The following is a 17,729-nucleotide window of genomic DNA, read 5'->3' on the forward strand; positions in this document are numbered from 1 at the left end:
GATTTCTAGGTGAATTCTGCCTTCTTCGCAGATAGCTCGGCCATGTCGAATCGATCCGCCTTGACCTCCGCCAAGTCATCGACGTGATCGAAGGTGAAATCACTCGCCGACATGCGGATATCGGTAGCAACTTCCGTCAAGGTATGCACCACGGCTGCAAGGTCATCGCGCCACAGGCACACATTCCCGGGCCGCCTTCGGTCCACCTCGGAGCCCGTCCGCTTGATCGCCACCCGCGCAGAGTACTACGGATCGCAAGCACGGCTGACTCACCGCCTCACCGAGGTCGAAGTGATGCCAAGCGATCATTAAGAATGGGACGTTACGGGCCAAACGAAATCACCTACTTGAGGGCGGAGATCTGGTACTCCACCGCAGCAGGGACGGAAGCAGTCACCTCCTCCAGAAGGTGTTCAATGGCATTGGCCTCCGCCGACTTGTCGATATCGATCATCTTCGACCATGCCGCGGGTTCGTACCGCGCAAGCGAGGATAGGGCAAGCAGCACCGCCCAAAGCGCCAGAAATGGATGTAGGCCACTCGACATTGAGCCGATCTTCGGAGTGACGAGGTAGTCATCGACCGCCCTGTAGCAAGCCACCCCTAGCTCAACCGTCGTCTTGTTATCTGCAAGCATCAGCGGCGGGGAGCCGGAGGCCCGACGCCACTCAAGGTCTAGGCGTAGCCCAGGGCCCACTTCGCTCCACCTAAGTTTCTTCATTGGTTGCTCTAGGCGTAGCATGCCGCCTCTAAGAGAGGGGTAGCCGTCCAGGTATTCCTTGACTTGCAGATGGTCCTCCCCATACAGATCGCGAACTCGTTTAGGAATCCAGCAGATCTCTGCCTGCGAGAAGGCTCCGGCATTGGGCCAATTACTCGGGAAGAGCAGCAGCACGGGCCGTGCAACCTCGCTCGTGAGCGGAACGAATGCAGTCTCGGGCAGTAACGGCCAAAGTTCGCTAAGCGGTGCGGGCTCACCGGCCACCAAGGATTCGAAGCCTAGCGCCGAGGCGACCGCGGGAAATAAGCCAGACCTGGCGGCGGTAACGCTGACATTCGCCGCGAGCGAAGCATCTGTCTTAGCCGAGAGGCCGTGTCCAGTCACCTTCCACGCCTGGTTACCGATCCGCGGAGAGGCAGCTACGATGGCGCGGCCAGCCTGGGACAAAGCATAGAAGAGCTGTACAGGTCGTGTGGCGTAGCCAGCCTCGGTAGCTGCCGCTAAGAACTGCTCACACTGTTCCAGCGCTGATTGGAAGGTAATACGTCGTCCCCCCTGCTTGGCATAGCCCGGAGGGTCGTACCTGAGAGCACGAAGCTTCCTTAAAGCTGTCCCCGCAACCGCCACTTCAGCCCTCCTTCGGCGTGACCTTGAATGCACTGTAGGGATCACACCGCCGCTGCAAGATTGTCGCAAGTGGTCGCGGTGCGAGCGCTGAATCGATCTACCGAGCCCTCACAGCGGGATCGGCAGTCGCAATGTCGATGTTCTAGGAAGTTACACAGGCCAAGGTGGACTCGGCGGCTCCGGCGATAGGGCTATGAGTGCGCCTGGGACGTCAGCTAGCCGGATTACCTGGCCGGGTCCGATGAAACGTCGCGCAACCAGTAGCCCTGCCTCGTGAGCCTCAGTGCCCGCGTGGCTTGCCGAGGCATCCGCGATCAGCCACGGCGTGAAATCGTGCTCGAAGGCGTCGACGGCCCCCTTCAAGACGCAGCTTTCGGTTGCGATTCCGCAGAAGTAGAACTCTTCCCATCCATGCTGCTTGAATAGAGCCACACCCTCCGGGGTGAAGGGACTATAGATCCTCTTGTCAAGCGTCGTACCGCGATCTACGTATGGGCGCAACTCTGGCACGAAATCAATGTCGGGTGACGACTGGAGCCGTTGCCAGCCAAAGAAGCGCTCAAAGGGGCTGCCAGGGTAGTTCAGGTATCGAGTGAAGAGCGTGTCGCCGCCGACGGCCTGCCAACGGCGTACCAGGTCGACAACGACGGGAACGATGTGCGCTGATTGATCTCGCACGAAGCCGTTTTGCATATCGGTCACGACAAGTACCGGGCGGCCTGATGTCATTGGCTCAACCTCGATCCGTCTCACGGAGGGTTTCGATGGCTTGGTCTAGGGCTGGCATTAGGTCACACGTCCGCAGAATCGCTCGACGCATGGCCTGATGCTGTCCAGGCTCCCGAAGTCGGGAAATAGTGAGTCGGGAGCGCACTCCCCGAAGGTAACTCCATCCATACTCAGGCGGTACCCGTGGGTCTCGACCCTGCTCTACCTGACGGGCGATTGCGTCGCTGTAGGCCCACATGGATTGGATCGCTAGCTCGCAGGAGATTACCTCATCCTCTGTCAAGGCACGCTCGGCTGAGATCGGGTAGTAAACGACTCCGGACCATGAGGCGTAACCCACCGAAATTCCCTGCAACCCGAACGACTCGATGCCTACGTGGTCGTACGACTCGGACAGCAACGACTGCTCGATCAGTTCGGCGTGCGCCAAGTGTTCGTCATCCATAGGGCGGTCGCGATGTAGCAACACCTTTGGCGTCGACATGATGCGTAGCGCAGTTCCTAGCAACTCTGCCGGCCATGCTGGCTCAACGACCCAATGAGCACCTAGCACATACACAGCAGACTCATCTTCGACTGGCGCTATAGGCGCGAGGTAGTCGATAGCCCAATTGATGTTGTCGCCGTACGACGCCACCCGCCACGCAGCTAACGCCGCGATCGTGGACAACTGCACAGGCTCGACAAGGTGAAAGACCACGGACCCGCACGGCCAGACGTACAGGGTGCAGTCGCCTTCAGGGTGCTCGACGGGTGCCGAGTAACACGTGTGCCACTCCCTCACCGCTGGCGCGCAGCCTGCGGCCTCCCGCAGTCGGGCAGCGCCGTCAGCGCCGACGAACGCCGTCACGAACTTGTGGGATCGCGCCGAGAAGTGCGGGCGTTCCTCAGCGCCGCTGGTCAGTTCGCCGAACAGATCTTGGGGCTTTGCGTCGTACGCCAGGCAGTAGAGCTGTCGGTAGATCGGGTCGGTGACCGCTACGCGCCCGGTCTCGTGGCGGTACATCGCTTTCTCGATGGCCTCGACCGTGGGCGTCTCGCGGATGCCGCGCTGTTGGCCTACGCGGTGCAGCTCTCGCGCGGCGCGCTTGCGCGACTCCCAGCCGGCGGCCTTGCGGCGGTTGACCAGCACGAGATTCGGCTTGTACTGCCGCGGGACCTCAGTGGACATAGGCCGTGTCCTTCGTGTCCGTGCGTATGACCTGCCCGGGCCGCTGCTCGGCGGGCAGTCTCATTGGCAGGCGAGCAAGGTGCCGCCACAAACGGGAGCCGAGGACAGGAGGCACCAGATGATCCGACCTAGCCGGTGGTGCCTTTACGAGGCCTCTCGGCCTGCCACTTCCGGATGGTCTCGGGCTGCCACGCCGGGGACCGGCCGAACATCCGGTCAGGCGCGGGAGCTTGCCCGCGTGAGACGTAAGAAGCCCAGGTTGCGCGACTGATCGGGGCACCTACCGAAGCCAGGTAGGTGCGTACGTGGTCCGTCGTCCACCAGTCGGCGGGCAGGTCAGCGTCAGTCATCAGTACAAGCCTACGCGGTACAGGCGCTTGCACGAATACAACGTGGGGTTGTAGCGTCACGAATACAACTCCACGTTGTACCGGCCGGATGCCGATGTCGAGCGGTGGTTGTCGGCCCGTCGCGTCTACCCGCAGGCGGCCTGATGACCACGCCTCAGCAACCGCCGATCGGCGTGCGCCTGGCCACCGATGTGGAACACCGGCCCGGCCGCGACCGGCCGTACCGGGCGCGGGTGCGGTGGACCGATCCGACCAGCAAGCGCCGGCTATCCAAGTCAACGACGGTCGCCACGCCGGAAGAAGCGCAAACCTGGCTCGACGGCATGGCCAGCGCCGCACAGGGTGGCGTCGACCCGCTCGCCGCTACCAAGCGCCTCGCCGAGTACGGCGAGAGCGTGATGACGCTGGCCCTACGCGGCTTGGAGCGCAAGACCCTTGATCCGTACCTGGCGGGTTGGCGAAAGCGGGTGGTGCCGACGCTCGGCCACATTCCCGTTCGGATGATTACCAATGGCGCGGTGGATCGGGCGGTGCACTCCTGGATAGCGGACGAACACAGCCGATCCACCGTGAAGAACAGTCTCGCCGTGCTGGTCCGCGTGATGGAGCAGGCGGTACGGGACGGCATCATCCAGCGGAATCCCGCACAGGTGACCGGGTGGCAGCGCGAGTACCAGCGGGCCGCCGACGAGCTGGACGATCCTCGCTCACTGGCACTGCCCGATTGGGAAACGCTGACCACTCTTGCCGCTGCACTGGTCGACCGCTCCGCGAATCACTTCACCGGATGGGCCGACGTGGTGATATTCGCCGCCTGTACCGCCGCCCGGATCGGCGAGGTTTCCGGCGTCCGCGCCGAGGACATCGACCGAGAAACGTGGATGTGGACGGTACGCCGCCAAACCACGCCCGGCCCCGGTGGTCTGATCGACAAGGGCACCAAGGGAAAACGCGCCCGGACCGTGCCGCTGATCGAAGAGGTACGACCGATCGTGGCTCACCGCCTGGACGCCGCGTCCAAACCGGAATCCCGGCTGTTCACCGGGCCGCGCGGTGGCCGAATCAGTACCGCCGTGCTGCGCGACGCGACGCATTGGGATGAGGTGGTCACGAAGCTCGGATACGAGCACCTACGCCGGCACGACCTGCGGCACACCGGCCTCACCTGGATGGCCGACGCTGGCGTACCAGTGCACGTCCTACGGAAAATTGCCGGACACGGATCGCTGACCACGACCCAGCGCTACCTACACCCCGACCGGCAGTCGATCACGGACGCCGGAGCGGCCCTCAGCGCCCACTTGAAGGCCCGCCGGTCCCCAGATGGTCCCCAGCTACGCGCCGTCTAGATCAGCAAATCCCCACTAGCCCAATACGAATTAGAGGCCGTTGACCAGGGTTTCACCCCGGTTGACGGCCTCTTTTCGTGCTGTCGGGACGGCCGGATTCGAACCGACGACCCCTTGACCCCCAGTTTTACAACGATTCTGTCACGCCATGCCAGAACAACTCGATACATCCGCATACCCGGACAGAACGACATCGTGCATCACGTCCTAATGCCATCCCATGTCAGCCACTCCCCCGCCGGCGGGCGTTCGCCGTTACCGGGTCCGTTACGGCGAACCGTCAAGGACCCGCCCTGCCGCCCCATCCAGATTGCACTGCTGAGGAGAAACACAGCCTGCAGAGCGTCCTAGGATAGGACTGCGGAGGCAGCCGGGCGCTCTTTGCGATCAGCAGATTCTCGATAGCTAAAACCCTGGCCGGGCGTAGCCGCCCAACGAGCTCCCGTCGCCCTAGCCGCAGCGTCGCCACCAGCGGCGCTTCCTGGGCGGCGCCCGACCGGAACACTGAACAAGGAGCAGAGACTCACGCTCGACACCACGTCACGGGATGCAACCCCGCTGTCGAGCCGACACCTTTCCACCCGGACGCCGACCGGCAGCAGTTTTCGTCGTACCTCCCCCTTAGACTCCGGATTCGGTCCGCATCCAAGGACGGGCGGACAGCAGCTACCGGGATCGCAGGAGCCGCTGGCATGAAACTCCCTATGGGTCGCGAGACACCTCGCGGAGCTAACGCATGTCCCAACTGCGGCAACCCGGTTCGTACGACCAGGGACGGCAATCCCCATCGCTGTCGTCGGGCCTCTTGCCGCCGTCTGCCACGGGCTGCGTGCATAGTTGAGGGCTGCGGGCGACCGCGCGAGTCTGCCACGCTCTGCACAGGACATAACAACCAGAAGAGTCGGGGCAGGCAACTCAGGGCGCTGCGTCCCAAGCGTTCGAGCGCATCTCTTTCCATACGGGACGCCGATGGGAGGAAATACTGCCAAGACTGCGATTCATGGCTAGAGGTGGCCATGTTTCGAACGACTGCGCAGTTCTCTGACGGCCTCGACCTGAGGTGTCGCCCCTGCAACGCCCTAATTAGTCGAATGAGAAACTATAGGATATCCGTCGCTCATTATAGGCAGATGCTTGCCGAACAGGGGGGCAAGTGTGCAATTTGCCAAGAGCCGCCGGAGCCCGGCCGGCTTCTCGTGGTGGACCATCGCCACTCATGCTGTCCGGAGAAAAGCAAGTCCTGCGGAGAATGCATCCGGGGGCTACTGTGCCAGACGTGCAACGCGGCAATCGGAATGTTTAACGAGAACGTGGAAACCCTTCGCCGGGCCGCGGCCTATGCACAGGGCACGCCGGCGACGAAGCTGGAAGCATTCTCATGAATAGGCCCGATTGCAAGCTCGACGGGTGCACCTCCCCTCAACGCAGTTTGGGTCTATGCCACAAGCATTACACGCGGTGGTATGCAATTGGCGACCCCCTTTGGGACGGAGATGATTGCACTAATTGCGGAAGGCGCCGGTCCCGCACGCCCGAAGGGGAACTGCGTCGCTGCCGGTTTTGTCCAGAGATCCGGCGGCCGACGTGCAGCTTTCCTGGGTGTGAAAAGCCCATGCGGTCAGCTGCTCTGTGCAACGGCCACTCCCAGCAGCAGCGTAAACGCGTTGCGGACGGACGAAAACTGGAATCACTGCGCCCCACTCGCCGCTCGAAGACGGCGGTCGGGTTGCGTGACGAGTTAGGGAGGAAACAATGCAGCGCCTGCGGAACGTGGAAACCCGAGACTGAATTTGGGCCGCAAAGGCTTGTTTCCGACGGGCTCGATCCTCGCTGCAAAAAGTGCGTCAATCGTCGGAACATCGAGCTCAAGTACAACATATCGGGCAGGAGATACGAGGCCTTGTTGGAGGCCCAAGATGGCGCCTGCGCAATCTGCCGCAAGCCACCCGACGGTCGAGACCTGGTCGTCGACCACGATCACGCCTGTTGCCCGTACAGGCCGAAAAAGGCCTGCGGACGGTGCGTGCGCGGTTTGCTCTGTTCAACCTGCAATTCGGGTTTGGGAATGCTCCGAGAAGACCCTCGCCTGATATACCGTGCGATTGCCTACCTCCAGTCCGATCAGCCTGCCTCGCTCGACGTAACTCTGCGCCGGCTCCCCTCGGGCAAGGCTAGTGCTTCCAGCATTACCTCCCCGAAAATGGCGAAGACTTCCAACTAGATAAGCTCGCCTGCCGGCTATCGCCCCAAAGCTAGTGTTGCGACTCATCGTGACGGGCCTGCGTTGGCACCCCACTTCGGCGCTTCGTTCGCTTCGCCTGGGCCAGCGCCTTCGCCCTAGCATGATCCGATGGACTGTCGGCATCGATAAGGGGGAACAACTGCTTCTCGTAGTCGAGAAGCGGTCGACCACCGTAAGTCGCCGCCGCCTCCCCACGCGGCTCGCTACGCCAGATCACTCCGAAAAAATCCGCATTCATATGGCGATACACCTTCACCACTTGCGGAGCCCCTCCGACCGTCGGATACTTCCTACTTCGAATCATGTCTCGTAGGACTTCAAAGGGCTCCATGTCTAGCGGGTCGTCCATCGTAAGGCCCAGCCTGGCACGGAGGAGGTTGAACTCGCGGAGAGCTTCTCCTGTTACATCGCCTCCAATTTGGAGCTGCACACTCGGTTGGTCCTCCCGGTACGGCTCTCTCTTGGAACGAACGTACCTTCTTTCCTTTCTACTGAAAACGTACTTCCAAATCTGGAACTGCTGGTATCGCCAAGACCAGCCTCCGAGAATGAACATCGTCGCGCTCTTTTCCAAGTGCGCCGATTCAAGTAGCGCCCTGTCGACCACCCTAATGTCCAGCATTTGGTTTAGGACATTTTCCACAATGTCCGCCAATTGCGTTATGTCGTATCGTCGACTGGTGACCGCAGGACTTGCCTCGACTGCTCGCTGAACTTGAAGCATTGCCGGATAGGCAATGTCAGTAATTCCAGCAAATGCCAGGACAGCATCCGAACGTGGGAGGGATAGGATCTTGGGGCAGCAGTCCCAGCGAGCGCCTCCCCCAGAGAGGCGACTGTCGCTTGCCATCACCATTTCTCGCACGTCGGGGGAGGAGTTCCGCACCCATGAAAAGACAAGCGTCATAGAGCGATCCTATTCCGTCGGCCGATGTTCGGGACTCCACTGGAGGTGGCGACCTGGCAGGGCTCCGTTTGCACTTGAGCCTGGCCCATCCTCAGACGAGCCGGTAGGCGTACTTGGTCGGAGTGAGCGCCTCGATGGCAATCATCCGTGGCCAGATGCAGCGGCCGACCCCGCCGAGGGCTTCGACGACTGGAGAGCGTCGAAGCTGGACGTCTGCAACGATGAGAGTGCGTGTCCGGCGTCGCAGCCGTCAGCCAGTTGGTTGTGGCATACTTCGTTTCGGGTGAGTACCAACTCCTCCCCAAGCGACTGAGTTCCCTTGACCTCGGTCATCAACGAGGAGCAGGGGAATCGGCAGTTGCCCGAATCGGCGAGGAGCGCCCGAGCGCCGCCGGTAGCACGATCATCGCGACGATCGCGACGACCTCGACCGCCAGCAGGCGATCCAGTCGGGTAAGGCCGGGAATGTCGGACGGCACGAGCACCTGCCGCAGTGGCAGCATGGCAAGCAGCGCGGCGGCGAGTTCCAGTGATGGCGAGGATCGCGGCGACTCGCGGCGACGGCGCCAGTTCTCGGCAGCGGCGGCAATCCCGAGCAGCAGCGGTGCCGCTGCGATGGAGTACACGGAGATGGTGTACTCCGTCGGTCGCCGGACGGAGCCCGAGAGGTCGGCGATCTGCGCGAAGCCCTCGCTCGGTCTGCTAATGGCGTACCCCGGTTCAACGGTCCAGTCCACGAGCTTGTCGCCTTGGGAGAGCGCGATTCCGAAGCTCAGCTGCTGCACTAGGCGGGCTGTGGCACCGTCGCCGACTCGGTATGAGATGCCCGCTGGCAACTCCAGGATGGCCGACGCGGTTGACAGGTCGTAGACGTCGTTGGGAAACGCCTGCGGAGCGGCACTCAGGTCAATCGAGGCCCTCATCTCGGTGTCGTCCTCGCTTCCAGAGATGGGGATCGACACATAGGTGGGCTCGGCGAAGAAGTCCGGGAAGATCGTCAGCCGCATGCGGGGATAGCTGGGGTCCGTGATCGGCCCGACCGGCAACCTGAACTGCTTGCCTTCACCATCCACTAGGCGATGGAAGAAGTCGTGCTGGTAGAACCGCGCTCGTATCGTGACATCCAGCTTGCGCTCGAGCGGGTTGATGGCAGTGACGTCGAGGACGATGTTCGCCAGCGGCTCGCTACGCGCCGCAGCCTCCTGCCGGATCCGTTCGTCCAGTTCGAACCACACCCAGGAGTCTCGGCTACCGACCCGAAAAGGCTCCCAGGGCAACACGAATGCGAGCGTGCCGCTGAGTACCGCGACCGTGGCGAGGATCAGCGCCCATGAGGGCCTCCGGGTGTCAGCTGCGCCAGGTGCTGCGGGCGCAAGTTCGCGACGTTGCCGCTGCGGTGGACTGCTGCGACGAATCCTGTCGTGCCGCTGGATCACCCGCTCTCTGGTGCTACCCATCGATCTCGCCAGCCGACGCGGGACGGGCTTCATGCCTACAGTGTGCGAACGGGTGTCAAGGCTGATCAGCTGCCGGCTGTTGGCGCAGGTCCTGAGACCCGACATCGCCCGCAGCCGGCCGGTGCTGCGAAATGGCTGCTCAGGCGGCGTAAACGGCGGTGGCGTCGTCGCTGCGCTTGTTGCGTGCCCATTTCATGCAGGACGGGTCGGCGGCCTCGATAGCGCGTACCCGGCGGATCAGCTCGGTCGGGCCGTTCTGCCCTAGGACGTCGAGCGCATCGGGCAAGTCGAGCAGACCGAACAGGGCCACCAGGCGGGCGGCTCCGTCGGTGAGCACGGGGACTCGTCGGACGGTGTCGAGCGGGACTTCGCCGGTAATGGCGTTCTGGGCCTCGAACGGATCCGCTGCTGCCACCCAGTACCCGCCGGGATGGCTACGGGCGGCCAGCTCGGCGTGCTTCATCCGCAGCAACGCGGCCTGCTTCTCGGCCGACCCGAACGGGTGCCGATCGGCTTCCTCGCGTTCGGCGCGAGCAGTCTTGTCCACACGGCCGTCGGTGATGACCTGGATGCCGTCGGCCGTGTCGATGAGCACTGTGACATCACCCAGCACCAGGTACTCCAACGCGGTGTCCTTGAGCCTGAGCATGGCCGTCGCCGCCGAAGGTGTACCAGGTCGGCTGAGGCCGCAGGTGTCCCGGTGCTGGTCGGCGGTGAACCGGATGCCGTACATCAGCGCATTGGCTAACCCGGAGTCACGGTCGGCGGCAAGGCCGGCGAGGACCGAGCCCAGCTTGGCGGCATACCAGGCGATGCCGTGAAATGCAGCCGGTGCCGGTGCGGGCGGTGGCACCATCGAGAACCACGCCGCCACCGCCGCATCCAGGCCGAACACGGAAGAGCTGGCGTACCTCCTCCTGCAGGGCCGGTTCCCGGTACGCGGCGGTGACGAGCGCGAGCAGCGCCGCCTCGGCGACCGAGGCCTCGACGCCGAAGCCGAGGTCCACCACGAACCTCGTGCCGGGCCGGGTCGGCCGAGGTCGACCACGGCTCGTCCTTGACGTAGTGCAGGATGCCGAGGTACCCCGTGCCGTCCGGAACTTTTGATGCAGTTGACTGTGTGCCGGGTGAGTGGCCACCTCGGTTTCGGCCGACAAGCGCTCACCAGCGAGCGGCCGCGTCAACATGTGCCCGGCCGTTGTCGGGGTTCCTGGCGAGCTCTTCCCATTTGACGAACTCTTCGTCGATTAGATTCCCGGCCGCGACGATGCGGTGTTGGATCGCGGTAAGGTGGTAGCGCGAGCGGCAATTGGCTGAGACTCCTCTTGCTGATGCTGGATCGCGACCCGTGCAAGGTGTTGGCGTTCAGCCATCCCTGCACGTCGGATCGGCCGAGGTACCAGGCCAGGTACTCCGGCGTGACCCCCGAACCCGGGCGCACCCGTATGCAGGTGTCGCCCATCAGCCAACCGGCTTCCTTAGCGGTGACGGTGCCGAACCGTTTCGTATCACCGACCCGGACCAGCAGGATGTCTCCGCGCCGCAGCTGGTAACGGTCCAGCCGCCGGACGGTCCAGTCGCCCACCCGCTTCTTCAGGTCTGGTGCGATGCCACCGTCGCGGATACCTCCGGCCATGACCACCGGAACACCGTCCGGCAGGTAGTCCGAGTCGCGCAACCGGGCAGTCGATGGGCCGGGTTGGATCTCACATCGCTGATCCAGTGGGCCTACCCACCAGTCGGCAGGCACTGCACCGATGAGGCTGTCCCTGGTCGTTTCCGCCCCGGGTGCCGGTCGGTAGTCGGGGCGGTCTCCGGTCGGGGCGGGTCCACGGCGGTCGGGGACTTCGGCCGACGCCCGTTGGTCGGGCAGCGCCGATGCCGCCGAATGTGGACGTCGAGGCTGATAGGTGTCGGGCTGGAGGGCGTACTTATGGTCGCGGACCTCGTCCCGAGTGACCGTGATCGCGGTGACCGGTGAACTCCCCTGGGACAAAGCAGCCGAGCCAGCCAGCCAGCGCCGGTAGGCATGGAGGATGGCGGTGCACCCGGCCTCGGTCAGCATCCGGTAGCTCCCGTCACCCCGCGTCGCCTTCCGGGCGTCGATCAGCAGGATGTCCTCGCGCGGCGGCTGACCGGGGTGCGCGAGGATCCACAACGTGACCGGAACCGCGGTCTCGCGGAACAGGTTCCTGGATAACGTGATCACGCACCGCACGAAACCGTGCTCGACCAAACCCCTGCGCACCGCTAACGCCTGGCCACTGAGACCGGAGGCGAAGGGGCTCGGCATGACCACCGCGGCCCGGCCCTGCGGCCCCAGCGCAACTGCCACCGCCTGCAACCAAGCCGAGGCGGTGTCATACGGCGCCGGCCGACCACACAACCACTCCCACCCGGTGCGCGATGCCGGAAGACTCCACTCCGCCTTACCGAACGGCGGATTGAGCAGCACCACGTCATAGCCGCCCGGCCCAGCGTCTACCTCGTTGGCGTGGGCTGGCGGCCCATCTCCCGGATCACATTGCAGGCCGTGGATCGTTGTGTTGAGGGTGGCCAACTGCCAGGTCCGTTCGGTCATCGCCCGACCGGTCAGCACAGTCGACGCGCCACCCACGGCCGGCTCACCGATGCTGGCTAGGTGCCGGCCGGCTTCCACCAGCAACGTTCCGGGGCCGCAGCACGGATCATGCACCCGCTGCCCTGGCCTGGGATCGACCAGGCTCACCATCAATCGGGCTAATGCGGCGGGTACCAGGTATTCGTCCGGGCTGCTGTGTCGGCGGCGGGCGAACTGGTCCAGCAGAACGTCGAACGTGTCGGCGGGCGGCGTCGGGGTCGCCGAAAGCTCCTTGACCAACGTCGATAGACAGCCCGGCCACCAGTCGGTCGGCAAACCGCGCAGCTTCTCGGTCGCCGCCGTTAGGTGTTGCGGAAGCCGCTGCGTCACCTCGATGACCTTGGCCTGGATGCCAGCGGGCGATGCTCGTTGCAGTTCATCCCAACCGGCGGGATCCACCTTCCGCACGCAGAGGAGCGACAACACGACCGTCTCGAACGTTATCGGGTCCGTGTCCGCCGGCAGCTGATCCGCCCAGGCCCGCAGCCGCTGCAGCGGCTCGCCCGGCCACCGGTTCGATCGAGCTCCGACATCGGGCGCGGCGGCTAGCCCGGCCGCGAAGCGGAAGCGCTGCCCGTAAGTCATGCCACGGGGATCGTCCGCGCGCCGGGCCTTCTGATGGATTTTGCGCCCGTCCAACCACTCGGCCACCGCATCGACCTGGTAACGCAGCCGGCGACCGTCCCTGATCGGCTGGGGGAAGGACTGGGGGTGTCGGCTGGCCCACAGGCTGACTGCTTGCTCCTCCACCCCAGCCGCCCGCGCCACCTCCGCGCGGGTCATCCACCGCCGGTCCGCGGCTGTTTTCCTGGCCTCCCCGGCGTCGAGGCTGGGTCGCCCGGTCATCGCCGGCCGGTGCGCCATGCGCGGATCAACTGGACCAGATGCCGCGTGCGCCGCTCACTCGTGATCACCCAACCGACGAACATCACCAGTACTCCGACAGCCATGAACAAATAGGGCCGTGGCCAGCCCTCGATCACCCCTGCCAGCCAGTCCACCATCGCTGACCTCCTCCCTGCTATCCACTGGGGTCGAAGGTAAGTCCACCTACGGCATCGCGGCGCGCGCGGATACAAGATTGGCCACTTTTGTTTCGGTAGCATTGGCGAACTGCGGCAGGCCAGTTGGGGCCGTTGTTTCTACCGACAAGGGCGTCCATGCAGGTCGCGGACCCTTGGCGTCCGGGCCCGACACTTGGTCTGATCGAGGGCCTCGTCCGCACCCATCCTCGATTCGTCAAAGGGCTTGATCCCTCGCTGCCCCTTTCAGAACGGGAAGGCCGGGTAGGTGGTCAGCCAGCCCTGGACCTCGTCCATGTCGTTGCCCTGCGGCGTCAGGGCCACCTCCGGCATCTTCAGGGGCAGCTTGGGCTTGCGGCCCGGCGAGTTGCTCGGTTACGAGCTGGCCGAATCCCTGGGGGTGGCGATCGGGGTGGTGGCCGCCGCGGTGGGTGATGCCGCCTGGCTACTCGCCGTTGCCGGCTGATCAGAGCCTCGCGCGAGCGCGGAGCCGACGGCGAGGTTGAGCAGCAGCGCACCCTCGGACAGCAGCCAGCGCACCTACGCTGATTGCACTTGCCCATCCGGCTCTGGCGTCCAGCCGAGCAGCGCGGCAAGATGCGCGGGTGGCCGTAAACTTCGTGCTGACCGAGGCGCGTGACGTGCCGCCCGGTGACCCGCTCGGGCGCACCTGGGTGGGGTGGAAGGCGACCGCGACCGACGATGAGTTGTGGGAAATCAACCGCGGCATCTGGACTCTCGGGAGCCGGGTCGACGGCGAGCGAATTGCGACCCTGTCGTTCGACGGCCGTGTGCAGGTCGTCGCGGAGATTGACGGCCGCACCCGCCACGATGTTGGCGGCGTGACGAAGTGGGCGCTGTTGGGCCGGGTGCTGCGCCCCGGCGACCCAGTCCATGATGCGCTGAAAGGCAGGCCGACGCCGCGGCACCGCAACCCGGTGAGCTACTTCGACACTACGGCGCTGGATTCACTCCCAGCGGCCGAACGGGCCGGCCTCGACCGGCGTGAGCGGGTCACGATGGTGGTGACGTGGAACCCCGAGCGGTGGAACCCGGACGGCTGGGCCGAGACCGTCTACCCGCGTGACGTCGAGGCGGTCGAGTCGGGGCGGATCCTGCGGCGGCAGTGGGCCACCGGGAACCGCAAGACCGGCATCGAACCTGGCGACCGCGTTTTCTTCTTGCGGCAGGGGCCCGAACCTCGCGGCATCATCGGCAGCGGCACCGCCACCAGCCGAATCTTCCCGGCCGAGCAGTGGGACGACAAGCGCGCCGACGAGGACGCCAACTACGTACTGATCGACTGGGACACGCTCCTGCTGCCGGAGGACGGGCTGCCGCACGCGTTCTTGGTCGGCCAGATCCCCGAGGGCGCCCCGTGGCGGCCGCAGAGCAGCGGGTGGGTCCTACCGCCGCGCGCCGCCGCGAAGCTCGAAAAGCTCTGGGCGGACCACCTCGGCCATCCGGTTCCCCTGCCGGCACGCGGTTCGCCTCGACAGGGCTGGCAGATGGATCCCGCGCGGCGCCGGAAGGTCGAAGACGCCGCCCAGCACCGGCTGATGGACTACTTCCGCGACCGTGGCTGGATCGTGCGGGACGTCCGGTTCGGCAATCCCTATGACGCCATCGCCACCAAAAACGGCCGGACGCTGTGGCTGGAGGCCAAGGGCACCGAGACCAAGGGTGCAGCCGTGATCGTCTCACGCCGCGAGGTGCAGTGGGCCCGGGAGCACGTCGGCGACTGCGTGCTCGGCATCCTGTCCGATGTCGTCTTCGGGCCAGACGGTGAAGTCGACTCGACGAGCGGAAGATTCCGGGTTTTCACCTGGAACCCGGACGGCGGCGCGCTCTCGGCCCGTGACTTCGACTTCACGCCGGCCGAGGCCGACCGACAGGGCTGATGCGGGTTGCCGGCAGCGGCTTGCGGTGATGGTGGCGCGCGCTCTTGTGATGCCCAACAGGCGGTTCGTTATGCGTTGGTTTCCTCGTCGTCGGTCCTGTAGTCGGGGTGTGTTAGGTCGGCGCGGATGGCCAGGTGCAGCGGCATGGGTGCAAGGGTGCGGTCGTCCCAGGTGATGGTGTGGTCGCACAGGCGGGCGGTGAGCAGGACGAGGGCGCGTTCGCTCCAGATGCCGGCCTGCGGGACGGCGATCTCGGTGCCGGTGTAGGCGTGCCAGTCATCCTTGAGCAGGTGCCTGAGGTTGTCGGGAAGAGTCCACGGGGTGTAGCGGGCTCCGATGCTGCCGCCTTTGGCGCGGTAAATCCGCGACGATTTGGGAAATAACCAGACGTTGCTGCTGGCCAGCTGATACACGTATCGGTCCGGGGCGGCTGGCTGGCGGGGGTCACCGGGCTGGTGGCCGCCGTGGCGGTGGACCGGCCGGGGCACCTCGCGGCTCGTGTTGCAGCGGACGATGGCGACGTCACGCTGAGCGGTAAGGCTGACCGCAGGCAGCGCGCCGACGGCGAACTGGTGGTTCTGCAGGCCGGGGTAGATGGACCTCAACGCCGCCGCGTCGATCATGATGACTACGGGGCCGGAAGGTAGCGCATCGAGGATCGACTCGACGTGGAGACGGGTCTGGACGGCCTTGGCGCCGCGGCGGCCGTGCTGGGCCGAGCCGATCGGTCCGGCGTGGAAATGCGCGATGCCGGCAGGTTGCGGTACCCAGCGGTTGGCGGTGTCGCTCCACATGCGTACCTGCCAGAATCGGTGCGGGTCCTGGTGGGCGTGGATGGCAGTTGCGGTGATCACGAGCTTCGGTGCCGTGCCGTCGACGGCGGAGTGCTGCAGGCGAGAGTGGAGCCCGACCAGGTGTACTGACGAATGGCCTGTGCCATCAAGGAAGTCCCGGAGAATATCGCGGGCCAGGTCCGGGTGCAGAACGCCGGTGGTACGCAGCAGCAGGTCAGCTGCTGCCGCCATGGCGGGATGGTCGGCCTTGGCGGTGGTCGCAGTCGTGGTCTTGACGGGCTGGCGCCGGGGCGCGTCAGTGGTGGTTGGTGGTGGGGGTGTGGCGAGGAACTGGGCGGTGATGTCGAGGCGGGACAGGAGACGGCGTACCGGGTTCTTGGCGTCGTCGGTGGCCTTGCCGGTCTTCGGGTCGTACTCGGTCTCGACCCATGCCACGACGGTGCCGGTCTCCTGTTTGGCGATCACCTCGATGTCGCTGGCCAGTGCGACGCGGTCGCGGTTGCCATGTTCGAGCAGTTCGGGGACGCGGTGGAAGGAGACGACGAGGCCGGGATGCACGTCGACGGCTTGATCGTCGAGGGCTGTTGCGGCTGCGGAAGCGACGGCGGCCAGTTGCGTGGCCATGCGGTGGCGGGCTGCGGACGTCGCGTACAGGCACAGCAGGCGGAGCCGGTGGGATCCGGCAGCCGCGACAGCGCCGGTGATGATGTCGGGTGTTACCAGCAGGGTGGTCTCGGTGCCCTTGTCCTTGGGGTCGGTGAGGACCTGCCGCCGGGGCGTCTTGACCTTGGTGTGCTTGTCCTTGGCCCACTCCAGCGGTTCGAGGTGTGGGCAGGTCCTGGCAATGTGTTCAGCCAGACGCAGCATGAGTCGCGCTCCGGGGCCTTTGCCGACGGGGTGGACTCGGGGTCCGGGGACCAGTGGCCGGGTGCGCCCGGGCCGTGGTGGGAGGTCTTGGTCGAGGTCGAGTCGCTCCATTCCGCACGCCTGCGCGATCGCGGCGGCGTGGTTGGCGGCTTCTGTGGTCCACCGGCCACCATCCGTCTTGGGTGGCACGTTCTTGACAGGTACCCGCAGGACCGGTAGTTCCGGCTTGTCGCGCTCGATCCAGGCGTTCTTGGATCCGCGCCACTGGTTGTTGATCCTGGATAGGTGGGCGTCGAAGACAACGGCGAGGTCCGGTACTCGGGGTAGCGTGATGATGCGGGCGGTGACGCGCAGCATGGCGTAGCCCGTGTAGTCGGCACCCCATTGGTTGCTGACGAGGTCGTCCCAGGCCAGCAGTGACCCGTCGGTGTCCATGCGGAGCGCGAGGTAGGGTCCGTTGTCGTCCAGGGCCAGCTTCCGTGAGCCGACCCGGGCCATGATCGCCCAGGTGGCGGAGTCGAAGAGCCAGCCGGGGGCGGTGGCGGTGCCGGACTCGGCGACGGTGATGTGGTCGCGGAATGCCCGGGTGGTGTCGGCCGACGGCAGCGCCGGGGCGAGGGTGTTGAGGTCCTCGCCCTTGCGGAGCTGCCGCTCGAAGGTACGCAGGCACGTGGTCAGGCGGAAGGGATTGATTGCGTCGCTGGTGAGGATCATGCCTTTGATACCGGCGGCGCGGTCATCGTCGGATAGCTGCCAGTCGTCGATGATGCGTACCGGCTGGCCGTGGACGGCGGCCAGTCCGGTGAGCAGTTGCCGGTATGGCGGGGTGGCGGGTGCGCCGCCTCGGCGCGGCGTGCGGGGCAGGCGCTGCCAGGCACCGGCGAAGTCGTCGCCCCACGGATAGACGGTGACCTGTCCGAGGAGGTCGGTGACGTGCTCGGCCGGGATGCGGTATCCGAGGGTGGCGAGCAT

General features: G+C 65.1%; 15 protein-coding genes. 5 read left to right on the forward strand and 10 right to left on the reverse strand.

The genetic code is table 11. From position 1 onward, the window contains the following. Positions 1 to 5: 5 nt before the first annotated feature. The 4 genes from A4R25_RS31050 to A4R25_RS09655 form a co-directional block, all read right to left on the reverse strand. Positions 6 to 233 (reverse strand): hypothetical protein, encoded by a 228-nt coding sequence (locus A4R25_RS31050; RefSeq protein ID WP_157539004.1) that lies wholly within the window; start codon positions 231 to 233, stop codon positions 6 to 8. A gap of 110 nt (positions 234 to 343) precedes the next feature. Continuing rightward, on the reverse strand, positions 344 to 1,393 hold the full coding sequence (locus A4R25_RS32200) for a YaaC family protein (RefSeq protein ID WP_373887994.1): 1,050 nt from the start codon (positions 1,391 to 1,393) through the stop codon (positions 344 to 346). Between the two features lie 105 nt (positions 1,394 to 1,498). Beyond that, positions 1,499 to 2,077: a cysteine hydrolase gene (locus A4R25_RS30525; RefSeq protein ID WP_082930952.1), complete on the reverse strand. Its 579-nt coding sequence runs from the start codon at positions 2,075 to 2,077 to the stop codon at positions 1,499 to 1,501. Positions 2,078 to 2,081: 4 nt separating this feature from the next. After that, a complete protein-coding gene (locus A4R25_RS09655; protein ID WP_064446375.1) occupies positions 2,082 to 3,248 on the reverse strand; it encodes a hypothetical protein in 1,167 nt (388 codons plus the stop codon). Between the two features lie 493 nt (positions 3,249 to 3,741). Between A4R25_RS09655 and A4R25_RS09660 the strand changes: the two genes are divergently transcribed. The 3 genes from A4R25_RS09660 to A4R25_RS32210 all read left to right on the forward strand — a co-directional run bounded on the left by A4R25_RS09660 (position 3,742) and on the right by A4R25_RS32210 (position 7,168). Next, positions 3,742 to 4,947: a site-specific integrase gene (locus A4R25_RS09660; RefSeq protein ID WP_064446376.1), complete on the forward strand. Its 1,206-nt coding sequence runs from the start codon at positions 3,742 to 3,744 to the stop codon at positions 4,945 to 4,947. A 1,091-nt stretch (positions 4,948 to 6,038) separates the two neighbouring features. Continuing rightward, complete coding sequence (locus A4R25_RS32205; protein WP_082930976.1) at positions 6,039 to 6,329, forward strand: endonuclease VII domain-containing protein; 291 nt, start codon at positions 6,039 to 6,041, stop codon at positions 6,327 to 6,329. 230 nt (positions 6,330 to 6,559) lie between these two features. After that, on the forward strand, positions 6,560 to 7,168 hold the full coding sequence (locus A4R25_RS32210; RefSeq protein ID WP_082930953.1) for an endonuclease VII domain-containing protein: 609 nt from the start codon (positions 6,560 to 6,562) through the stop codon (positions 7,166 to 7,168). A 31-nt stretch (positions 7,169 to 7,199) separates the two neighbouring features. On the opposite strand, the gene A4R25_RS31060 is transcribed toward A4R25_RS32210, so the two are convergent. From A4R25_RS31060 to A4R25_RS31435, 5 genes are all read right to left on the reverse strand, one after another. After that, a complete protein-coding gene (locus A4R25_RS31060) occupies positions 7,200 to 8,096 on the reverse strand; it encodes a hypothetical protein (protein WP_157539006.1) in 897 nt (298 codons plus the stop codon). Between the two features lie 332 nt (positions 8,097 to 8,428). Continuing rightward, positions 8,429 to 9,331 carry a hypothetical protein gene (locus A4R25_RS09665; protein ID WP_030502759.1) on the reverse strand — a complete coding sequence of 301 codons (903 nt, stop codon included), beginning with the start codon at positions 9,329 to 9,331 and terminating at the stop codon, positions 8,429 to 8,431. Between the two features lie 361 nt (positions 9,332 to 9,692). Then, the gene (locus tag A4R25_RS09670; protein ID WP_152332256.1) at positions 9,693 to 10,448 is read right to left on the reverse strand and encodes a hypothetical protein; all 756 of its coding nucleotides are present in this window, start codon (positions 10,446 to 10,448) and stop codon (positions 9,693 to 9,695) included. A gap of 285 nt (positions 10,449 to 10,733) precedes the next feature. After that, positions 10,734 to 13,019, reverse strand: a complete 2,286-nt coding sequence (locus A4R25_RS09675) for an N-6 DNA methylase (protein ID WP_157539008.1) — start codon at positions 13,017 to 13,019, stop codon at positions 10,734 to 10,736. After that, positions 13,016 to 13,177: a hypothetical protein gene (locus A4R25_RS31435; RefSeq protein ID WP_192902264.1), complete on the reverse strand. Its 162-nt coding sequence runs from the start codon at positions 13,175 to 13,177 to the stop codon at positions 13,016 to 13,018. The genes A4R25_RS09675 and A4R25_RS31435 overlap by 4 nt, the downstream gene beginning before the upstream one ends. A gap of 286 nt (positions 13,178 to 13,463) precedes the next feature. Here A4R25_RS31435 and A4R25_RS31065 point away from each other — a divergent pair, with 286 nt between their 5' ends. Together A4R25_RS31065 and A4R25_RS09680 are read left to right on the forward strand one after the other, a co-directional pair. Beyond that, positions 13,464 to 13,661 (forward strand): hypothetical protein, encoded by a 198-nt coding sequence (locus A4R25_RS31065; RefSeq protein WP_030502757.1) that lies wholly within the window; start codon positions 13,464 to 13,466, stop codon positions 13,659 to 13,661. 139 nt (positions 13,662 to 13,800) lie between these two features. After that, a complete protein-coding gene (locus tag A4R25_RS09680) occupies positions 13,801 to 15,096 on the forward strand; it encodes a protein NO VEIN domain-containing protein (RefSeq protein ID WP_064446378.1) in 1,296 nt (431 codons plus the stop codon). Between the two features lie 68 nt (positions 15,097 to 15,164). Here A4R25_RS09680 and A4R25_RS31070 read toward each other — a convergent pair whose 3' ends face one another. Further along, entirely contained in the window at positions 15,165 to 17,729 is a 2,565-nt protein-coding gene (locus tag A4R25_RS31070) for an RNaseH domain-containing protein (protein WP_064446379.1), read from the reverse strand.

This window comes from Micromonospora sp. NBRC 110037, assembly GCF_001652995.1.
GTDB classification, from domain to species: Bacteria; Actinomycetota; Actinomycetes; order Mycobacteriales; family Micromonosporaceae; genus Micromonospora; species Micromonospora chalcea.